At 58.3% G+C, this 18592-nt stretch carries 14 protein-coding genes and 1 pseudogene; 5 read left to right on the plus strand and 10 right to left on the minus strand.

Annotated features, from left to right (window positions below; translation table 11 throughout):
• Positions 1-45: 45 nt before the first annotated feature.
• The gene (locus tag ACPDZI_RS06705; protein WP_011705333.1) at positions 46-195 is read left to right on the plus strand and encodes a hypothetical protein; all 150 of its coding nucleotides are present in this window, start codon (positions 46-48) and stop codon (positions 193-195) included.
• Positions 196-271: 76 nt separating this feature from the next.
• Here the strand turns inward: ACPDZI_RS06705 and ACPDZI_RS06710 are convergent, their stop codons facing one another.
• Both ACPDZI_RS06710 and manA read right to left on the minus strand, forming a co-directional pair.
• Positions 272-778: a hypothetical protein gene (locus ACPDZI_RS06710; RefSeq protein ID WP_273775314.1), complete on the minus strand. Its 507-nt coding sequence runs from the start codon at positions 776-778 to the stop codon at positions 272-274.
• Positions 779-1017: 239 nt separating this feature from the next.
• Positions 1018-2217, minus strand: coding sequence for a mannose-6-phosphate isomerase, class I (gene manA, locus ACPDZI_RS06715; RefSeq protein WP_438834232.1), 1200 nt, complete (start codon positions 2215-2217; stop codon positions 1018-1020).
• Between the two features lie 129 nt (positions 2218-2346).
• Between manA and ACPDZI_RS06720 the strand changes: the two genes are divergently transcribed.
• Positions 2347-3222 (plus strand): helix-turn-helix transcriptional regulator, encoded by an 876-nt coding sequence (locus ACPDZI_RS06720; RefSeq protein WP_005298937.1) that lies wholly within the window; start codon positions 2347-2349, stop codon positions 3220-3222.
• A gap of 202 nt (positions 3223-3424) precedes the next feature.
• Positions 3425-4678, plus strand: coding sequence for an NADP-dependent isocitrate dehydrogenase (icd, locus tag ACPDZI_RS06725; RefSeq protein WP_011705337.1), 1254 nt, complete (start codon positions 3425-3427; stop codon positions 4676-4678).
• Between the two features lie 86 nt (positions 4679-4764).
• Here icd and ACPDZI_RS06730 read toward each other — a convergent pair whose 3' ends face one another.
• The 3 genes from ACPDZI_RS06730 to dsdX form a co-directional block, all read right to left on the minus strand.
• The gene (locus ACPDZI_RS06730; RefSeq protein WP_011705338.1) at positions 4765-4941 is read right to left on the minus strand and encodes a hypothetical protein; all 177 of its coding nucleotides are present in this window, start codon (positions 4939-4941) and stop codon (positions 4765-4767) included.
• Positions 4942-5274: 333 nt separating this feature from the next.
• Entirely contained in the window at positions 5275-6606 is a 1332-nt protein-coding gene (locus tag ACPDZI_RS06735; protein ID WP_438834233.1) for a D-serine ammonia-lyase, read from the minus strand.
• 16 nt (positions 6607-6622) lie between these two features.
• On the minus strand, positions 6623-7960 hold the full coding sequence (gene dsdX, locus ACPDZI_RS06740) for a D-serine transporter DsdX (protein WP_041217737.1): 1338 nt from the start codon (positions 7958-7960) through the stop codon (positions 6623-6625).
• Positions 7961-8173: 213 nt separating this feature from the next.
• On the opposite strand from dsdX, the gene dsdC reads away from it, so the two are divergent.
• Complete coding sequence (dsdC, locus tag ACPDZI_RS06745) at positions 8174-9142, plus strand: DNA-binding transcriptional regulator DsdC (RefSeq protein WP_438834234.1); 969 nt, start codon at positions 8174-8176, stop codon at positions 9140-9142.
• Positions 9143-9230: 88 nt separating this feature from the next.
• Entirely contained in the window at positions 9231-10193 is a 963-nt protein-coding gene (locus tag ACPDZI_RS06750) for an IS1595 family transposase (RefSeq protein WP_331412788.1), read from the plus strand.
• 72 nt (positions 10194-10265) lie between these two features.
• Here ACPDZI_RS06750 and ACPDZI_RS06755 read toward each other — a convergent pair.
• From ACPDZI_RS06755 to ACPDZI_RS06775, 5 genes and pseudogenes are all read right to left on the minus strand, one after another.
• Positions 10266-10511: pseudogene (locus ACPDZI_RS06755) on the minus strand (M949_RS01915 family surface polysaccharide biosynthesis protein); the annotation flags it as partial.
• Positions 10511-14470, minus strand: coding sequence for a type I restriction endonuclease subunit R (locus ACPDZI_RS06760; RefSeq protein WP_438834235.1), 3960 nt, complete (start codon positions 14468-14470; stop codon positions 10511-10513). The gene ACPDZI_RS06760 and the pseudogene ACPDZI_RS06755, both read right to left, overlap by 1 nt.
• Before the next feature lie 106 nt (positions 14471-14576).
• Positions 14577-15986 (minus strand): restriction endonuclease subunit S, encoded by a 1410-nt coding sequence (locus ACPDZI_RS06765; protein WP_438834236.1) that lies wholly within the window; start codon positions 15984-15986, stop codon positions 14577-14579.
• Positions 15976-17580, minus strand: a complete 1605-nt coding sequence (locus tag ACPDZI_RS06770) for an N-6 DNA methylase (RefSeq protein WP_438834237.1) — start codon at positions 17578-17580, stop codon at positions 15976-15978. Before ACPDZI_RS06770 ends, ACPDZI_RS06765 begins: the two co-directional genes overlap by 11 nt.
• Positions 17581-17583: 3 nt before the next feature.
• Complete coding sequence (locus ACPDZI_RS06775; protein WP_438834238.1) at positions 17584-18522, minus strand: restriction endonuclease; 939 nt, start codon at positions 18520-18522, stop codon at positions 17584-17586.
• Between the last annotated feature and the right edge of the window lie 70 nt (positions 18523-18592).

The raw sequence follows: 18592 nt of genomic DNA on the forward strand, positions 1-18592 counted from the left end.
CCCGTTTTACTTGTCATGTTCACCCAGATGTAAGGAGACATCCCGATGGAAAAACTGGTCCAAGAGATCGACACCATGCGCGAAGAGTTCAAGCAACAGGAGCGCAAACAGGCCCACGACAAATGGCAGGCCAGGGTCGAAGAGCTGCAGCAGATCCGCGCTGAAGAACCTCAGCCGGAGGCAGTGGAGGAGTGACCCCTTGGCCAGCCCGGCGCTGAGGCGCACGCGGCCCGGCAGAATGCAAAACCCCCGCCAGCACGGCGGGGGTTTTTTATTGCGGCTCGATGGCGTTGTGGCTCTGCCACTGGCGCAGGCGCTGCTTGAGCGAGCCATCGCCGGGCGGAATGAAGTCATCCATCAGGTAGCAGCGATTGTCGCCGCTCTTTTGAAAATGAAGGCTGACCGTCTGCGGCTCTTTCTGGCTGTCGGAGAGGGCGAACAGATACTGCATCCTGACCGTTACTCCTTGCTCTTGTGCGTTGGCCAGGGTGAAGCTGACGGGTTCGCTTACCTCGCCATCCTGGGCATTGATCCAGGGGTCGGCATCGATGGCACACACCTCGCCGTCGGCGTTGCAGGCGGCCTCGCTGCTCAGCACGGCGAAGAAGTCGGGGGTGAGCAGCGCCTTGAGCGGCGCCGGGTCGGCGTAATAGAAATCCTTGTGCTCGCTCCAGAACGCCTTGGCCAGCCTGAGCGCCACTCCCTTGTCACAGGCGGCATGCACCGGGCTGCCCAGCAGCGCCAGCAGTAAAACGGATAGTCCGCAGTAGCCTTTCATGATGTTCTTCCTGAACTGGTGCCGGATGACTGTGGTGGCCCCGGCGAGGGTCAAGGCGCAGTGATAGCCAGACGGGCATGATAGCCAACCCGGCAGAGGACGACAGCAGGATCTGATGAATTTATGCCGCACATCAAGAAATTTGTCGGCAGAAGGCAGGGGGACGCGGTGGCTGAGACCGCCAAAAAACAAGGGCCATCATGGATGGCCCTTGTGGTCGTGGGTCGATGCAGACCGGTTTAGCAGCGGTTGCCGGCGCGGGCGACCCGGCCCTCGGCCAGCAGCTGGTAGCGGCCGGTGGCGGCCGGGATAAAGGCGGACTGACCCTTTTCGAGACGCAGGGTGTCGTCACCGCGCTTGAGGATCACGGCCTCGTCGATGGCAAACAGGATCTCGGCGCTGGCGGTGGTAAGCTGGTGCTCGCCCGCCGGGTAGACGCTGAAGGTGAAGTCCGGCACCGGCACCTCGAAGTGCTGCACCGCCCCTTCCATGCGGGGAGCAAGCAGGATCTGGTCGTCCGGCTTGGGCAAGCAGCGGGTACAGGCCAACAGCTCGGCCACATCTATGTACTTGGGGGTGAGCCCGGCGCGCAGCACGTTGTCGGAGTTGGCCATGATCTCGAGGCCGGTGCCGCGCACATAGGCGTGCGGGGTGCAGGCATCCAGATACATCGCCTGACCGGGCTGCAGGGTCACTACGTTCAGCAGCAGCGGCGAGAACAGCCCCACATCCCCCGGGTACTGGGCGGCCAGGCTGGTGATCAGCGCAAAGGTCTCTTCATCCTGATGGGCGGCTGCAAAGGCCAGCAGGCCCGCCAGTGCCTCTTCCTTGCGCGCCCCTTCCAGTACCAGCAACTGGTGGAAGAAGTGTTGCAGACCTGCTTCGTTCTGGCTGGCTGCGAGGGCGGCGACCAGCTCGGCAAGGGCGGGCAGCTTGACCCGCTCGAACAGTGCCAGGATGGCCGGGATGGCGCGAAAGCCGTTCATCGCCTGATAGGGGGTGAGGGCAAACACCAGCTCGGGCTTGTGGTTGGGATCCTTGTAGTTGCGATTGGCGGCCGTTGGCGAAATGCCGGCGGCCTCTTCCTTGGCAAAGCCCGCTTCGGCCTGCGCCTTGCTCGGGTGCACCTGAATGGAGAGGGCCTTCTCGGCGCACAGCACCTTGAACAGGAACGGCAGGCTGCCGAAACGGGCCTGGGTGGCCTCGCCCAGCACGGCGGCGGGGGCGTTCTCTATCAGGGTCGAGAGCTTCTGCGCCTGCCCGGCCAGCACGACCTCGGAGCAGCCATTGGGGTGGGCACCCATCCACAGTTCGGCCTGGGGTTTGCCCGCCGGATTGGGGATGCCGAACAGGGTGGTGAGGGCGTCATGGCTGCCCCAGTCGTAGCCTTGAATCGGATTTTGCATTGACAAAAAAGAGGGCAGATCGCGACTGCTCATAAGGGATGCCTCATTTGGTGTGCAGAAAATCGGGTGCAGAAAAGGGTGGCATTGCTGCCGTGGACCGGACTATAACATGGGCGGTCGCGGGCACCGCAACCGCTTGCCTCTCTCTTGATCAGGATCAGCATGTCTCTTGTCTTCAGCCAGTTGCTCGATGGCGCCCTCCACGAGCAGGCCCCCTTCGACCAGATCTGGTTCGCCCAGGATCAGGGGGTGCCGCCTGGTTTCAGCTATCAGGTCAACTTTCCCCGCCTCGAGCTGGTGTTCAGCGGCGAGTACCGCAACCAGATCTGGGACAGGGAGCAGGGCTGCCAGGAGATCTGCATCGCCCCGGGGCAGGCGCTCTACATCCCCCCCAACGGCTGGAACAAGCCGCTCTGGACTACCGACTGCTCGGTGCTGAGCCTGCTGTTCGGCAAGCGCCAGCTGGGCTTCAGTCTGGTGAGCAAGCGGCGGGAAGACCCCGATTTCTTTGACGTGCAAAAGCACAGCATCATGGCCCGGGCCGGCCATGTGAACGAACACATACTGGCGGCGCTCAACGTGCTGACCGAGGATCCCGCTCGCTCCCCCACCGACAATCACCTGTTGCAGGCGCTGCTCACCAGCGTGCGCCAGCTGCTGGCCGAGTCCACCTTCGAGCGGCCGCGGGGGGCCGAGCTGTTTCACGGGATCTGCATCTATATCCAGGAGAACTTTCACCGCCCCATCAGCCGGGATTCGATCGCCCATCGCTTCAACGTCTCGGCCAGCCACCTATCCCACCTGTTTCGCGAGCAGGGGCATATGCGCCTGGCCGATTACATCAGCTGGGTGCGCATCGATCGGGCCAAGTTCATGCTGAAAAAGTACCGGTTTCGGCTGGAAGAGGTGGCCAGCCGCTGTGGTTACAGCGATGTGAACTATTTTTGCCGGGTGTTCAAGCAGAAGACCGGGCTGACCCCCTCCCAGTACCGGGCACTCAGCCAGCCGCAGGGGCAGGCCGAGGGGCTGGCGGGATAAGCAGGGATGCTGCTGGAGCCTGTCCGAGTCAGGCGCTGGCGGGGCTGCTTCGGATCCGGAGCTGGCTGAATGGACGCATTGTGATCCAGTGCGCGACTATGGTCTGACATGCGTGCTCGCCATTTGATTCTGCAAATGGATGGGCTTAAGATGGCCGCGCGCAACTTACAGATTGATAACAAACGGAAGTTAGGAGATGCCGATGGAAAGCAAAGTAGTTATCCCGACCCAGGGCCAGAAAATCACAGTCGATGCCAACGGCAAGCTGCAGGTTCCCAACCATCCGATCATTCCGTTTATCGAAGGGGATGGCATCGGTGTGGACGTGACCCCGGCCATGTTGAATGTGGTGAATGCCGCGGTCGAGAAAGCCTACAAAGGCGAGCGCAAGATCGCCTGGATGGAGATCTACACCGGCGAGAAATCGACTCATGTCTATGGCGAAGGTGCCTGGCTGCCGGCCGAAACCCTGGATTTCATTCGTGAATACTGCGTGGCCATCAAGGGCCCGCTGACCACCCCGGTCGGTGGCGGTATTCGCTCCCTCAACGTGGCCCTGCGCCAGGAGCTGGATCTCTACATCTGCCTGCGTCCGGTCCGTTACTACGAGGGCACCCCGAGCCCAGTCAAGCGTCCTGATCTGACCGACATGGTGATCTTCCGCGAGAACGCCGAAGACATCTACGCCGGCATCGAGTGGAAAGCAGACAGCGACGAAGCCAAGAAGGTGATCGCCTTCCTGCAAAACGAGATGGGCGTGAAGAAGATCCGCTTCCCCGAGACTTGCGGCATCGGCATCAAGCCCATGTCCAAGGCCGGTACCGAGCGTCTGGTCCGTGCCGCCATCGAGTATGCCATCGACAACGATCGCGACTCCGTGACCCTGGTGCACAAGGGCAACATCATGAAGTTCACCGAAGGTGCCTTCAAGGATTGGGGCTACGCCCTGGCCCAGAAAGAGTACGATGCCCAGCTCATCGACGGCGGCCCCTGGTGCTCCTTCAAGAACCCGAAGACCGGCAAGACCATCGTGGTCAAGGACGTCATCGCCGACGCCTTCCTGCAACAGATCCTGCTGCGCCCGGCCGAGTATGACGTCATCGCCTGCATGAACTTGAACGGTGACTACATCTCCGATGCGCTGGCGGCCCAGGTGGGTGGCATCGGCATCGCGCCGGGTGCCAACATCGGCGACGGCGTGGCCCTGTTCGAAGCAACCCACGGCACCGCGCCGAAATACGCCGGTCAGGACAAGGTCAACCCGGGCTCCCTCATCCTCTCTGCCGAGATGATGCTGCGTCACATGGGCTGGACCGAAGCGGCCGACCTCATCATCAAGGGGATGGAAGCGGCGATCCGCAACAAGACTGTCACCTATGACTTCGAGCGTCTGATGGAAGGGGCCACCCTGCGCTCCTGCTCCCAGTTCGCCCAGGACATGGTCGACCAGATGTAATTTGGTCCCTGAAATGCAAAACCGGCGCCATGAGCGCCGGTTTTTTTATGGGTGATGGGCGGGTGCCGAGGGGGGCACCCAATGGGTCAGGTGGTCTTTTCCACGTGCTGCTGGTAGATCTGCTGCCATTTGCTGAACTCGGCCTCGTCTCCCTGGGCCTGCCAGAACTCGCAGATGGAGCTGGCGAGTTCGGATGCCATGGCGTGATCCCCATCGCGGCGACTCATCAGATATTGTCCCAGCCAGCTTTGATATTGTTTCATTGCCCGATCTCCTTATCTCGTGTGTCTTGCTGACCGCCGCCAGGCTTTGTGCCGGACGGGGCCATCAGGCCACGGTTTTTCTGCATGCCCGTGATGGTTGTGATCGGCGGATTGGGTCGCGATCTCGCCGGATCAGGGCGCCAACGTGGGTGCAGATGTCAAAAAACGGCCACTATCGTATCACAAAATAACCAGCTTGGGGGGATTGTCGGCAATTCAGGGTGTCCAGCTGTCTGGCCGTCTGATGTGTGGGATGATGAGCAGAGGCGCCATCTTGCTGATCCCACACGAGAAAAACCCGCCAGTCTGGCGGGTTTTATGGCTGAAAAAAGATCAGCGGCGGGCGCTGGCGAGGTACTTTTCCATCTCCTCGGCGGGCACCATGCCGCCGCCGGTGGCCCACACCAGGTGGGTGGCCCGAGCCATTCTGGCGGTATCCAGCCCCTGACCGGCCTGCCACTCAAGGTTGGCCGCCACGCGCCATGGGCCTGCCATGCCGGCCAGCGCAGAAGGTTCGAGCTTGATCTGCTCAGCGCGGGCCAAGAGTCCGAGCAGGTCGTACATCTCCTGATCGCTCAGGGTGTAGAAACCTGCCAGCAGCCGCTCCATGGCGCGGCCGACAAAGCCGGAAGCGCGCCCTACGGCGAGGCCGTCGGCCGCAGTGAGGTTGTCGATGCCAAGGTCTTGCACCGAAATGGCATCGTGCAAGCCGGTGTGCACCCCGAGCAGCATGCAGGGGGAGTGGGTCGGTTCGGCGAACAGGCAGTGGACGTTGTCCCCAAACGCGAGCTTGAGGCCAAAGGCCACCCCGCCTGGGCCGCCACCGACACCGCAGGGCAGGTAGACAAACAGCGGATGGTCGGCGTCCACCACAATCCCCATGTCATTAAACTGCTTTTTCACCCGCTCACCGGCCACCGCGTAGCCGAGGAACAGGGTGCGGGAGTTCTCGTCATCGATGAAGAAGCAGGCCGGATCGCGCTCGGCCTCCTTGCGGCCCTGCTCCACTGCGACCCCATAATCCTCGGCGTATTCCACCACGATGGCGCCATGTTCGCGCAACTTGCGCTTCTTCCACTCCCGCGCATCGGCCGACATGTGGACGGTGACGCGAAAGCCGAGGCGGGCGCTCATGATGCCGATGGACATGCCAAGGTTGCCGGTGGAGCCCACCGCGATGCTGTACTGGCTGAAGAACTGGCGGAACTCGTCTGTGAACAGCTTGCGATAGTCGTCCTCTTCGCAGAGCAGACCGGCCTTGATCGCCAGCTGCTCGGCGTGGGCCAGCACCTCGTAGATGCCGCCGCGCGCCTTGATGGAACCCGAGATGGGTAGATGGCTGTCTTTTTTCAGCAGCAATCGACCGGTGACCTCAAGGCCGTAACGCTGGTTGAGAGTGGCCTGCATCGCTGGAATGGCGGCGATCTCGGACTCCAGAATGCCCTTGCTGGCGCGGGTCTCGGGGAAGGCTTCGCACAGGTAGGGGGCGAAGCGGGCCAGGCGGGCGGAGGCATCCGCCACATCGCTGCCATCGAGCCCCACATAGGGAAGACCTTCCACCAGGGGGGTGGCCTTGGGGTTGAACCAGCTGACCGGTTCCAGTTCGATCAGGGATTGCAGCAGCGGAAACTGCTGGGTGAGTTGTGATACGTCGATGTTTTTCATGGTGTTCTCGGCCTCGTTACACGATACAGGAGAGCAGGAAAGTGCCGGCCAGCGCCATCAGGGAGGCGACGAAGGTGGCGGTAGTGTAGTACTTGAGCGTTTCGTTCAGGGTGGCGCCGCAATACTGCTTGACCAGCCAGAACAGGGAGTCGGTGACCATGGTGCAACCAATGGCGCCGGAGCCGATGGCGAGCGTCATGATCTCCGGGCTGATGTTCGGGTAGTGCACCATGATGGGGGAGACGATGGCGGTAGCCCCCATCATGGCGACGGTGGCGGAGCCCACGGCGGCGTGCAGCACGATGGCCACCAGCCAGGCCAGCAGGATGGGATGCATGTCGAGCTGGGAGAGAATGGTGGCCAGGCCGTCCCCAAGGCCACTGGCCTTGAGTACCCCGTTGAAGGCGCCGCCGGCACCGATGATCAGCAGTATGTTGGCAATGGAGGAGAAACACTGCTCGGTCTGGTCCAGCAGCCCTTCCATCTGCATGCGCCGGCGGATCCCCAGCACGTAGTAGGCGGTGAAGGCGGCGATGAACATGGCGGTGATGGGGTTGCCGATAAACTCCAGCAGGGTATAGAGGTGGCTGGCGTGATCCATGTTGAGCTCGGCCACCGTCTTGACCAGCATCAACAGGATAGGCAGCAGCACGGTGAAGAGAGAGGCGCCCAAGGTCGGCAGCTCGTCCTCGTTGCGGGCCTGGATGTCGGCAAAGGCGGCAGGCACCTCCTTGAACGGTACCCGCTTGCCCAGCAGCTTCAGAAACAGCGGGCCGCCTACCAGCGAGGCAAACAGCCCGACCGCGAGGCCATAGACGATGACGGATCCCACATCGGCACCCAGCTGGTTGGTGACATAGAGGGCGGCGGGGTGGGGCGGCACTATGCAGTGCACGGCCATCAGGGCGGTACAGAGCGGAATGGCCAGGGTAAGCAGCGAGGTGTTGGTCTTGCGGGCGATGGAGAAGGCCAGCGGAATGAGCAGCACCACCCCCACCTCCACAAACAGGGTGATACCGCACACCAGCCCGACCAGCACCATGGTCACCTGGGGTGACAGCCAGCGGCACTGCTGCAGGGCGAGGCCGATGCGCTCGGCGGCGCCCGACACCTCCATCATCTTGCCGAGTATGGTGCCAAGACCTATGACGGCGGCCAGAAAGCCCAGGGTGCCGCCTATGCCTTCCTCCATGGCATTGACCATCTTGAGCGGGTTCATCCCCATCAGGGCGCCCACATAGAAGCTTGCCAGCAGCAGGGCGAGGAAGGGGTGGACCTTGCCCTTCACTATGGTGACGACGATCAGCAGTATGCTGGTCAGCAGGGTTCCGACGATCCACATTTCTGAATTCATGGCGTGCCTCTGTCATGGGAATGATGTTGGCGTTATTGAATGAAAATGCAGGTTCCCTGACAAATGATGAAATTGGCAGCTTGGATGAGCTGGGTTGATGCAAAGGTGCCACATTCATCACATTTATGGTGTGAAGGTGGTTTTGCATGGTGTGAGCTGATGCAGAGGGCCACTTTTTCGGTATCATCGGTGCCGGTTTCGCAAGGGGGGCATATGTACGGCGAAGAGAACTATGTGGCGAGAAGCAGTGTTGCGGGAAACAAACTGCTCAACGGCTATCAGCTGGCCAGACTGCACACCTTCGAGGCGGCAGCCAGACACGGCTCCTTTGCGCTGGCCGCCGACGAGCTGGCGCTCAGCCCGAGTGCGGTGAGCCACCGGATAAGCGCCCTGGAGGAGGATCTCGGCTTCAAGCTGTTCCAGCGCTTTCACCGCAAGGTGGCGCTGACGGCAGACGGGCAGCGGGTATTCTGGGCGCTCAAGTCATCGCTGGAGTTCATCAACCAGGAGATCCTGGAGATCCGCCATCAGGAGCTGTCGGGCACCCTGACCGTCTACTCGCGCCCCTCCATCGCCCAGTGCTGGCTGGTGCCTCGGCTGGCGGATTTCTCCCGCCTGCATCCCCAGATCGAGCTCAACATCATGACCGGCAACGAGAACATCAATCTGCATGGTTACGGCATCGATCTCACCCTCTATTTCGACGACAAGACGCCTGCGCGGCTCGCCATCCATCCGCTGATGGACGAGTACATGGTGCCGGTGTGCAGCCCGGAGTATGCCGAACAGCACGGGCTGCTCGGCAACCCGGCCAACCTGGCGCACTGCCGCCTGCTGCACGATCGGCAAGCCTGGGGCCATGACTCCGACGGCGACGAGTGGTCCGGCTGGGCCGAGCAGTCCGGCGTGTCGCTTTCGGCATGCAGGGCCAGCATGGGGTTTGATCGCTCCGATCTTGCCATCATCGCCGCCATGAATCACGCCGGGATCGCCATGGGACGGCAGAACCTGGTGAGCAAGCGGCTGGCACGGCGCGAGCTGGTGGCCCCCTTCCCGGACATGGCGGTGCGCTGCGCCCAGCGCTACTACATCGCCACCCTGCCCAATTGCCAGAACCCCAAGGCGCAAGCCTTCATCGACTGGGCCTGCCAGCAGGCGGGGGAGAGGGCGCCGGTTTTGTAGATAAGGGCTGGCAAATAGAAAGGCTCTGTCCCAGTTATGTGTTGAAAGGCTAATCTTGAAGTAGGTCATCACCTTGAGGGCCTCCACCATGGATACCCAAGCCTTTCAACACCTACTGTCCCTCTTCCCATTACTCACTTTGCGTCAGCGTCGTCTCGCGCAACATGAACTCACCACCCCTCACCCCATCACCTCGTTGGCCACTCAACTGCCCGCATGCCAATGCTGCCCTCACTGTCAGGCCGAGGCCACACAGTTGGCTCCCTGGGGCTGGTCTCGCGGGCTGCGCCGTTATCGCTGCAAGCAGTGTTTGCGCACCAGTTCCGTTCTCACCAACACGCCTCTCGCCCGACTTCGCAAGCCACAATGCTGGGAAGACTATGCTCAGGCCCTCATCGAAGGTCTGACCGTCCGGCAGGCGGCGCTCCGCTGTGGGGTCGGTAAAAACACCGCCTTTTTATGGCGCCACCGCTTCCTGAAGGCCATGGCTAGCCACCAGGCGGTACGGGAAGAGGGTATCGTCGAGGTCGATGAGACCTTCTTCTTAGCGTCGTTCAAAGGACAGCGCGGATTGCCCCGCCCGGCCCGCCATCGTGGAGGCAAAGGCTGTACCCGAGGCACAGGGCCAGATTACATCCCGGTGATGGTGGTGCAAGACAGAGCAGGTCACCTGGCTGACTTCCAGTTGGAGCAGCTGAATGCCAGGGCAGTTAAGGCGGTGCTTGAGCCGCTTATCGCCCCGGATGCCGTCCTGTGCAGCGATGGCGCTGGGGTGTATGCCAGTTTCAGCAAGTCGCAGGGCATGACCCACCAAGTGGTGCACAACCGTGCGGGAGAGCGAGTGGTAGGTGCATATCACATCCAACATGTGAACGGGTACCACAGGCGATTGAAGGAGTGGATGGAACGGTTCCATGGGGTCGCGACCCACTATCTGAGGAATTATCTGGGTTGGCGAAGGATGTTGGAGCGCTATGGGCGGGAAGTGAATATCTCATGTTGCTTGCATGAGGCGCTGGGGCGCCCCATGCAACACGTAATTGGGACATAGCCAATAGAAAGGGCCACCTCTTGGGAGGTGGCCCTCTTTCCGTTCAAGCTGATGGTTGGTAAATCGCACCTGTCACTGGATCACAACGGTGGAAAGCTCAGGCCATTTCTTCATCATGTAGCGGTAGAGTTCTGGGTGCTTTTTAAGATTTTCTCCTGCAACAGGTACAGGCTTTTCCTCTGGGTACAGGGGCTTGTCATCCGCGACAAAATGTTCAACACCACGCAGGGCAAACTTTTTGCCATCTCGGTAAGCAAAATATTTCACATCACCGGGATCGAGCCCGCCGCGACAGGTCATTGAATAAGAGAGCAGCATTATTGTAGTCGCCCTTTTTCTTTTTCATTGAGAGCTTGACGAAATGAAACATCCAGAACGATCACTGATTCGGTGGTAGCGTTTGGATTCTCTTTTGGGCTCTTCCAGCGCTTGGTCAAATCGGCCTTTAATCTGTCAAAACCATCAGAATATGCTGGATATTTTTCAATAAACTTCAATATGGGCATAGCTATGGAGCTGAAACTTCCCGCCATCAGACAGACCTGTAACCACAACTCGGTACTACCAGCTTTGGCTTTTTCGAGCGCGAAAATAAGCTCCAGGCCATTCTCTGTGGCAAGGTCTTTCTCGGGTTTCAGTATGGAGTCAAGATATGCTAAACACGTCATCACGGTATCCAGCGTTTCTGGTGATTTAATGCCGGAATGCATCAAGTCTTGAACATCATTCATCAAGCTCATTGCGGCAAAATTTTCACTGTAGGGGATATCGAGCTTTATGTTGAGAACCCCAAGATGATGCATATCTTCAGCTTGCTCTATACGTTGAGCAAGGTAGAGTCTCTTCTCTCCAATGTCGATATAACTGCGTCCGTTTCCTTTACCTTTAAGGCGTGCGCCACGACCAGATATGGTATTGATTGTGGGTGAGAATTGCTTGAAATTCTCCGCCTGCTCCAGGACGCTCTTGTAGACCTCATCGTTGGCGACCGGCGGAAAGCCGAAGCTGTGTAGCAGCAGGATCAGGTCAACCTTCAGCTTGGCCTTGATATCGTCGCGGTTGCTCCAGTCCGGGTACTGGGTGGAGTCATCCACCGTCACCTTCATCGCCTTGGCTAGCTCCAGCATCCTCTCCTGGTCGTAGGTGAACTGGTACTTCACGCACATATGCTCGAGGATATCGAGAAACGCCTTCTCCTCCATATCGATACCTAGGTTGGCAAACGACATAATCTCGCCCTTGATATCGAGGATCATGTTCGCCATCTGCTCGGTAAAGGCGTCGAACTCCTCGCCATTGAGCACATCGTTCTCTTTGCGCTCGTTGTACTGCTCCACCAAGGCCCGAAAACGCTTGGAGAAGTTGATCCCCTGCAGCTGGTTCACCTTCTGAAAGTCGCTGATGGCTTTTTCCAGCATCTTCTGCAGCAGCTGCATCCGGGTGTTGGGCAGCTTGATCTTGTTGACCCGCGCCAGATATTCCTCGTCGAAGATGTCGATGGTCTCGGCCTGCTTATCCCCCAAGGCAAAGATCTCCTCCACCCCATCGGCCTTGAGCGCCTCGGCGATCATCTCGCGTACCCGCTGGTTCATCTGAGCCGTGTCGGGGGCATCCCCCTTGGTGAGCTTGTAGACGATGGAGCGCACCGCCAGATAGAAGTGAACCCATTCGCGCTCATCATTGATCAGTTCTTCGCTGCCCACACAGACGTCATAAGCGGCCTTGAGGCGCTTGACCAGCCCCATAAAACGCAGCTCCATCTTCTTGGTCTGCAGGGCAAACTCGGCACCCCGGCGCAGGCACTCCAGCTGCTTGGTCGGCTCGCCAGAGAAGTAATCACGGCTGTCGAATTTGTGGAACAGGGTACGCAGCAGATCCAGGTGGTTGCGTACCTCGGTGAGTGACTGGCGGATGTCTTCGAAGTTGACCTCATCGCTCTTGGAGTACATGGCCAGCGCCATATTCATCCGACTCTTGATGCCGATGTAATCGACCACCAGTCCCTTCTCCTTGCCCTCAAACTTGCGGTTCACCCGCGAGATGGTCTGGATCAGGTTGTGCTTTTGCAGCGGCTTGTCGATGTAAATGGTGTCGAGCTCGGGCACATCGAAGCCGGTCAGCCACATGTCCACCACGATGGCAATCTTGAAGTTGGACTTGGGATTCTTGAACTGCTTGTCGAGCTCCTTGCGGTACTCCTTGTTGCCCAGCAGGTCATACATCTCCTGCTCGTCATCCTTGCCGCGGGTCATCACCAGATTGACCATCGGCAGCGCCATCAGCTCCTTTTTATCCTTTTCGCTGAGATCCACCCCGTCGATGGCCTGCTTGGCCTCAAACCACTCGGGACGAAGCACCTTGATGCAGCAATAGAAGTCATAGGCAATCTCGCGGCTGGCGCAGACAAACATCGCCTTGCCCTTGACGCTTGCGCCCTCACTCACCCGATCTTCGTAATGGGCGACAAAGTCTTTGGCAAGCTCGGCTAGCCTGCCCGGGTCGCCCAGGATTGCGTTCATATTGGCGCTGGCTTTCTTGCTCTCTTCAATCTGGTATTCGCTCGCCCCTTGCGTCTCGCACTCCTGATAGTACTTCTCTATCTCGTCGAGCTTGCCGTTATCGAGCACCACCCTGGCGGCGCGTCCCTCATAGACAATGCGCACCGTGATCTCGTCATTGACCGCCTCGCTCATGGTGTAGCTGTCGATGGCCGGGCCAAACACATCCAGCGTGGCGTCGATCGGCGTGCCGGTAAAGCCGACATAGGTGGCGTTGGGCAAGGAATCGTGCAGGTACTTGGCAAAGCCGTAGGTCTTCTTGATGGTGCCGCGTTCAAGATCCATCACCAGCTTCTGATCCAGATTGACCTGGCTGCGGTGCGCCTCATCCGAGATACAGATGATGTTGCTGCGCTCCGAGAGCTGCTGGATATCTTCGGTGAACTTGTGAATGGTGGTGAGAAACACCCCGCCACTGGCGCGACCGGCCAATTTATCGCGCAGATCCTGGCGGCTGGCGACCGGCTCAATCACCGCATCGCCGATAAAGGCGGTGGCGCTGCAAAACTGCTTGGCGAGCTGCTCGTCGAGATCGGTGCGATCTGTGATGAGCACGATAGTCGGGCTCTCGAAATCGACACTCTTCATCAGCAGGCGCGCCAAAAACTGCATGGTGTAGCTCTTGCCACAGCCGGTGGCACCAAAGTAGGTACCGCCCTTACCGCTACCACCCTGGTTTTCTACCACCATCACCCCGGTGCTATCCGGGCGGCTCACCAGCTGTCTGCGCTCTTTTTTGATGTTGTAGTAGAGCTTGCGCGCCGCATAGTACTGGGGATAGCGGCAGCAGATCTTCAGATCAAATTTGGCGTTGTCGGGGAAGAAGACGAAGTTCTTCAGCACATCGAGCAGGCGTAGCGGGTGAAACAGCCCCTGAACCAGAGTGTAGAGCCCCTTGATCCCCTGGGCTTCGTTCTCCTTTTCGGTGGACTCGCAGCCGCTCACCTTGCGCCAGGCGTAGTAAAACTCGTAGGGGGCAAACAGGTTGCCAAGCTTGTTGTTCACCCCGTCGCTGATGATGCAAAGCGCGTTGTAGACAAAGAGCTTGGGGATATCGCGCTTGTAGCGCACACAAAGCTGGCGCCAGGCGTCATGGAGGCTGGCCGCCTCTTCTCGCACCGCCGATTTAAACTCGAATACCACCACCGGCAGGCCGTTGAGGTACAAGATGGCATCCGGGATGCGCAGTTGTACCCCGCCATCCTTGGTTTGTCCTTCTATCTCCAACTGATTGACCAGCCGCAAGCGGTTGCAGTCGCTAAGATCGTGCAGTTCGGCTTCACCGGCCATCCGTGCGGTGCTATTGCTGGCATATTGGTCGGCATTGGCAAACAGCACGGCCAGTTGGGCGGGCAGGGTGCGGCTGTCGAACAGCTCGATATAGAGATCTTTTTGGGTGCGGTCTTCGCGCTTTAACAAAAAGCCATTGCCGAGCCAGTGGCAGAAGGTCTTGTTGCTCTGGTAGAGATCGCTTGCCGGCAGAGTCTCGAGCTTGCGCACGATGTCGGCGATCTCCCCTGTCGTGATCCCCTCATCCCGATAGCGCACGGCCAGATAGGCGCGCAGATCCTCCGTGAGCAGCACCTCGCTCTTCTCTTTGCGTGGCAAACTGCTGCCAAGGACGTGGGGGTAGCAGGGCTTGCCCCCTTGATCGCGGTGTTCCCCTAGCAGGTCGATAATGGCCTGCTCCAGCTTGGCTTCAGTAAAGAGATGGCTCATGGCAATGGCTTCTTGTTTTATAAGTGATGGTTATCCATAACGGGGTTGGGCGAGTCTGATGATTTATCGCCTGGTTGGCAAGGGGCGGCACTGTACCGCCCCTGCATCAGGCCGCTCCCTGCTGGGTCGTCAATTCGACATCCTCGAGGGATAGCTCGCCGGAGATTAGTTTCGGAAGTAGAGTCTCTCGGAGATGTTCTAACGCTGTTCTTTCTAAAACATTGAGTTCCATTTTATTGAGATAACTTTTTGCGATAGCTGAAAATCTCTCAATCGTTTCGTTGTTTGGTACAAGTAGAGGAATGTTGTTGAATGTTTTTTTGCTTATTTCGGCGAAAGTTGTGCCACCGGCAATTCCTTTGATTTCCTCCATAGAGGAACTTAGCCAATATAGTACATATTCCTGTGACAGTCTTTTTGTGGAAGGAATGGCAATATAACCTTGATTAATCGCAAGTGGTATTTTTGTAAGTGTCAGGTAACCAATAGGAGCCCGTGAAGACATCAGCACTGTTTCAACGGGTAGCAACCCAGATGTTATTTTATTCAAGCCAGAAGTGGTGATTTTTCTCTCTGTGTCGAGCATCACTTTTTCTTGGCTTCCAGAGAGATCTTTAGGTGATGTCCAGTGAATATGTCCACCTTCCCAAAACTCAGGATTTGCGGTGCTGGGGGTTGATCCCCCCTTAACTGTCAGCTCATCACCAGTTGTCGATACACTCCACCCCTTCGGCACCCAGCCGCCGAGGCCAAGGGAGGGCTCATCGCACGTTTCAAAGGCGGCGGGGAAGAGCTGGCGAGTAGCTGCTGGCAAGGGCTTAAAGCCCACTTGCGCCCGCACGGCTTTGCGCGCCTCTGCGCGGCGCAGCAGCTCGTCGGGGAGGTCCAGCTCCTGCTCAAAGAAACCTGCATCCAGCGCGTTATCGACCACGGGATCAAAGTCCACAAACCACGACTTAAATAGCGTCTGCGCCATCTGTTCCAAGGTTTGGCTGATTTTTTGACTGAGGGTAATTTTGTTATCAATATCCTTCAAATGCTTTGCAATTCGTTTTTGTGCTGTGATCGGAGGAAACGACAGAATCACTTCTTTCAGCTCTGACTGTTTTATCCCCTTAACGGTACTGCCTGTTCCTCTTCCATCAAGTTGATGTTGGACATCATGGGATTGCAGCAGATAAAGGAGAAAATCGTTGTCTAGTAATCCTTTCTTGCCTCGGAGAGTAATAACCCGTTGTGCTAACGCTATTTTGCTAGCATCTAGTTGAGCTACTTCGCCTAAAGGGGCTTCTGTAGTTAGTACCACATCGCCTGATTGTGGAATGCCTCGACGCATCCAAGATGCATAGTCATCTTCTGCGATGAATTCGGTAGCATCTTGAATTCGACCATTCTTGATTATCTTTGCGGTAATCAAGGGAATACCAGATGTCGTTTTAGTCGGGGTTTTACCTCGATAATCGATTATTGCATCCATGCAATCTTCAAGACGCATTGAGGTCAAATTAATTGCCATAACCCAGCGCCTCCATATTGGCTCGGATCGCCTGATCCAGCGCTGCCGCCTCGTCCAGTTGGCGATAGAGGGTTTGGGTTAACTCCTGCATCTTTGTCTCAAAGGCAATACCATCATCTGCCACTTCGGCAGCCCCCACATAGCGGCCAGGGGTCAGCACATAGTCGTTGGCGGCGATGTCAGCCAGGGTCGCCACCTTGCAAAAACCGGCTTGGTCCTCATAGCGCTCGATGCTGATCGCCTGCGTCTTGATGCGGCGGGCCAGTTCGTCTTCACTGCTGCGCCAAGCGTGGAAGGTGTCGCTGATCCAGGCGATATCGGCGGCGGTCAGTTCCTTGCTGGTGCGACTCACCATGGTGCCCAGCTCGCGGGCATCGATAAACAGGGTCTCGCCACGGCGATCCCGATAGCCGTGCTTGATGCTGGCCCCCTTGTTCTTGCTCATAAACCAGAGGCAGACCGGGATCTGGGTGGTGAAGAAGAGCTGGCCCGGCAGGGCGATCATGCATTCGATGCGGTCATCTTCAATCAGCTTTTGGCGGATCTCCCCTTCGCCGCTGGTATTGGAGCTCATGGAGCCGTTAGCCAGCACAAAGCCGGCGGTGCCGTCTTCCGACAGTTTGGCGAGCATATGGAGGATCCAGCCGTAGTTGGCGTTGCCGGTGGGCGGGGTTTTAAAGCCATCAAAGCGCGGATCGTCGGTGAGCTCCGACTCGCCACGCCACCCTTTCAAGTTGAACGGCGGGTTGGCCATGATGTAGTCGGCCTTGAGGTCCGGGTGCTGGTCGTGAAAGAAGGTATCGACGGCACGCTCGCCCAGATTGCCTATCAGGCCCCTAATGGCCAGGTTCATCTTGGCCAGCTTGTAGGTGGTGGAGGTGAGCTCCTGCCCGTAGATGGCGATATCCTTGCTCTTGCCCTGATGGCTTTCGACAAACTTGAGGGACTGCACAAACATGCCACCTGAGCCGCAGCAGGGGTCGTAGATCTTGCCCTGATAGGGCTCGAGCATCTCGGCCAGCAGGGTGACAACGGATTTTGGGGTATAAAACTCACCGCCGCCCTTGCCCTCGGTGGCCGCAAAGCGCCCGAGGAAGTATTCATAGACCCGCCCCACCAGATCCTCTTCGGTGAGGTGGCACTCGTTGGCCAGGGTGTCGATATTCTCGATGGTATCGATCAGCGACGAGAGGCGGGTGGCCTCAAGCCCCAGACGGGAGAAGTAGTTGTCCGGCAAGGCACCGGCCAGCGCAGGGTTGCGCTTCTCGATGGTGGCCAGCGCCGTGTCGATCAGTACCGCCAGGTCATCTTGCTTGGCGCGGGCCTTCACATAGCTCCAGCGGGCCACTTCGGGCAGGAAGAAGACGTTGTCTTGCTGATAGAAGACATCCATCTCGACAAAGGCTTCCTGACCGCTGGCGATCAGCTGCTTGCGCTTGGCCTCGAACTTGTCGCTGATAAATTTGAGGAACACCAGGCTCAGCACCACGTGCTTGTATTCAGAGGATTCCACGTTGCCACGCAGTTGGTTGGCGGTATCCCAGAGGGTTTCTTCAAAGCCTTTGCCGGCTTTCTTGGCGGGTGTTTTAGCCACGATTTAGTCTTCCAAAAAGTAATCTGAATCCAGGGTTTTAATGGTAAGGGTCTGGCGAATGGTGACGCCAACCCCATATTCGATCATCAGGGCGGCCAGATGCGCGCCGTCAATCAGCACGATACGTTTCTCAATCAACCCCACATATTCATGCGCCTCACGGCTAAAGCAGGAGGTGGTTATAAAGACTCCCTTGCGGGCCTTGTGCAGATCCAGGGCTCCTGCGAAGGATTGGAGCTCGGGACGCCCGACGGTTTTGTCGGTGTAGCGCTTGGCTTGCAGGTAGATGGAGTCGAGCCCCAATCGGTCTTCCTTGATGATGCCGTCAATCCCGCCATCGCTGCTGTAGCGAGTGGGGCGGGCAGCATCTTGCTGGTTGCCGCCATAGCCCATGGCCACCATCAGATCGACGACCAGCTGTTCGAAGAAGCGAGGGGAAAGGCCAAAGATCTCGGCAAGCAGGTCATCGGCAAGGGATTGATTGATGGCGGCCAGCGCTTGCTCAATTTGCTCTTGTGGTGTACTGGCTTGCACGTTATGTGGCTCGTCCGCGGCATCGGTTGTGCCTTGTGGCAGCTTACCTGTGCTTTCACTGGACGCCAGAGTAAAGGTCACGAACTCCTTGAACTGAGCCAGATAGTGGTTGTCAATGGTCTGGCCCGATGCCAAAGCAGCCTTACCTCGTGCGGTGATAAGGCAGATGCCCCGCTTGGGCTGCTTGATGAGCCCCGCCTTGACCAAGTAGGTCTTGGCCCAGCCGACCCGGGAGCGAACCGTGGTTTGCCGCCCGCTAGGCAGGGTGTGAGCCAGTTGTTCAGGAGTAAAAGCATAATGAGCACATACAGCTTCATACACTTGTCGAAGCGTATAGCTGTTGCCGTCTTTCAATGAAAAAAGCACGGCAGGCATCATGTGCTCATAGCTGGGAATGGCGTCGATCATGGACGATAAATCCAGAAACAGTATTGTGCTGAATCATCTCACAAAGTCTGCTTGATTAGGTTGAACCAAG

Origin of the sequence: Aeromonas oralensis (assembly GCF_049665575.1) — a bacterium.
Taxonomy (GTDB): Bacteria; Pseudomonadota; Gammaproteobacteria; order Enterobacterales; family Aeromonadaceae; genus Aeromonas; species Aeromonas hydrophila.

What these genes read in the sequence shown, in the direction of transcription:
- ACPDZI_RS06765 (WP_438834236.1), bottom strand. Translation starts at nt 15,986, where the DNA reads ATGGCAATTAATTTGACCTCAATGCGTCTTGAAGATTGCATGGATGCA.
- ACPDZI_RS06720 (WP_005298937.1), top strand. Translation starts at nt 2,347, where the DNA reads ATGTCTCTTGTCTTCAGCCAGTTGCTCGATGGCGCCCTCCACGAGCAG.
- ACPDZI_RS06735 (WP_438834233.1), bottom strand. Translation starts at nt 6,606, where the DNA reads ATGAAAAACATCGACGTATCACAACTCACCCAGCAGTTTCCGCTGCTG.
- ACPDZI_RS06760 (WP_438834235.1), bottom strand. Translation starts at nt 14,470, where the DNA reads ATGAGCCATCTCTTTACTGAAGCCAAGCTGGAGCAGGCCATTATCGAC.
- manA (WP_438834232.1), bottom strand. Translation starts at nt 2,217, where the DNA reads ATGAGCAGTCGCGATCTGCCCTCTTTTTTGTCAATGCAAAATCCGATT.
- ACPDZI_RS06775 (WP_438834238.1), bottom strand. Translation starts at nt 18,522, where the DNA reads ATGATCGACGCCATTCCCAGCTATGAGCACATGATGCCTGCCGTGCTT.
- ACPDZI_RS06750 (WP_331412788.1), top strand. Translation starts at nt 9,231, where the DNA reads ATGGATACCCAAGCCTTTCAACACCTACTGTCCCTCTTCCCATTACTC.
- icd (WP_011705337.1), top strand. Translation starts at nt 3,425, where the DNA reads ATGGAAAGCAAAGTAGTTATCCCGACCCAGGGCCAGAAAATCACAGTC.
- dsdC (WP_438834234.1), top strand. Translation starts at nt 8,174, where the DNA reads ATGTACGGCGAAGAGAACTATGTGGCGAGAAGCAGTGTTGCGGGAAAC.
- ACPDZI_RS06710 (WP_273775314.1), bottom strand. Translation starts at nt 778, where the DNA reads ATGAAAGGCTACTGCGGACTATCCGTTTTACTGCTGGCGCTGCTGGGC.
- ACPDZI_RS06730 (WP_011705338.1), bottom strand. Translation starts at nt 4,941, where the DNA reads ATGAAACAATATCAAAGCTGGCTGGGACAATATCTGATGAGTCGCCGC.
- ACPDZI_RS06705 (WP_011705333.1), top strand. Translation starts at nt 46, where the DNA reads ATGGAAAAACTGGTCCAAGAGATCGACACCATGCGCGAAGAGTTCAAG.
- dsdX (WP_041217737.1), bottom strand. Translation starts at nt 7,960, where the DNA reads ATGAATTCAGAAATGTGGATCGTCGGAACCCTGCTGACCAGCATACTG.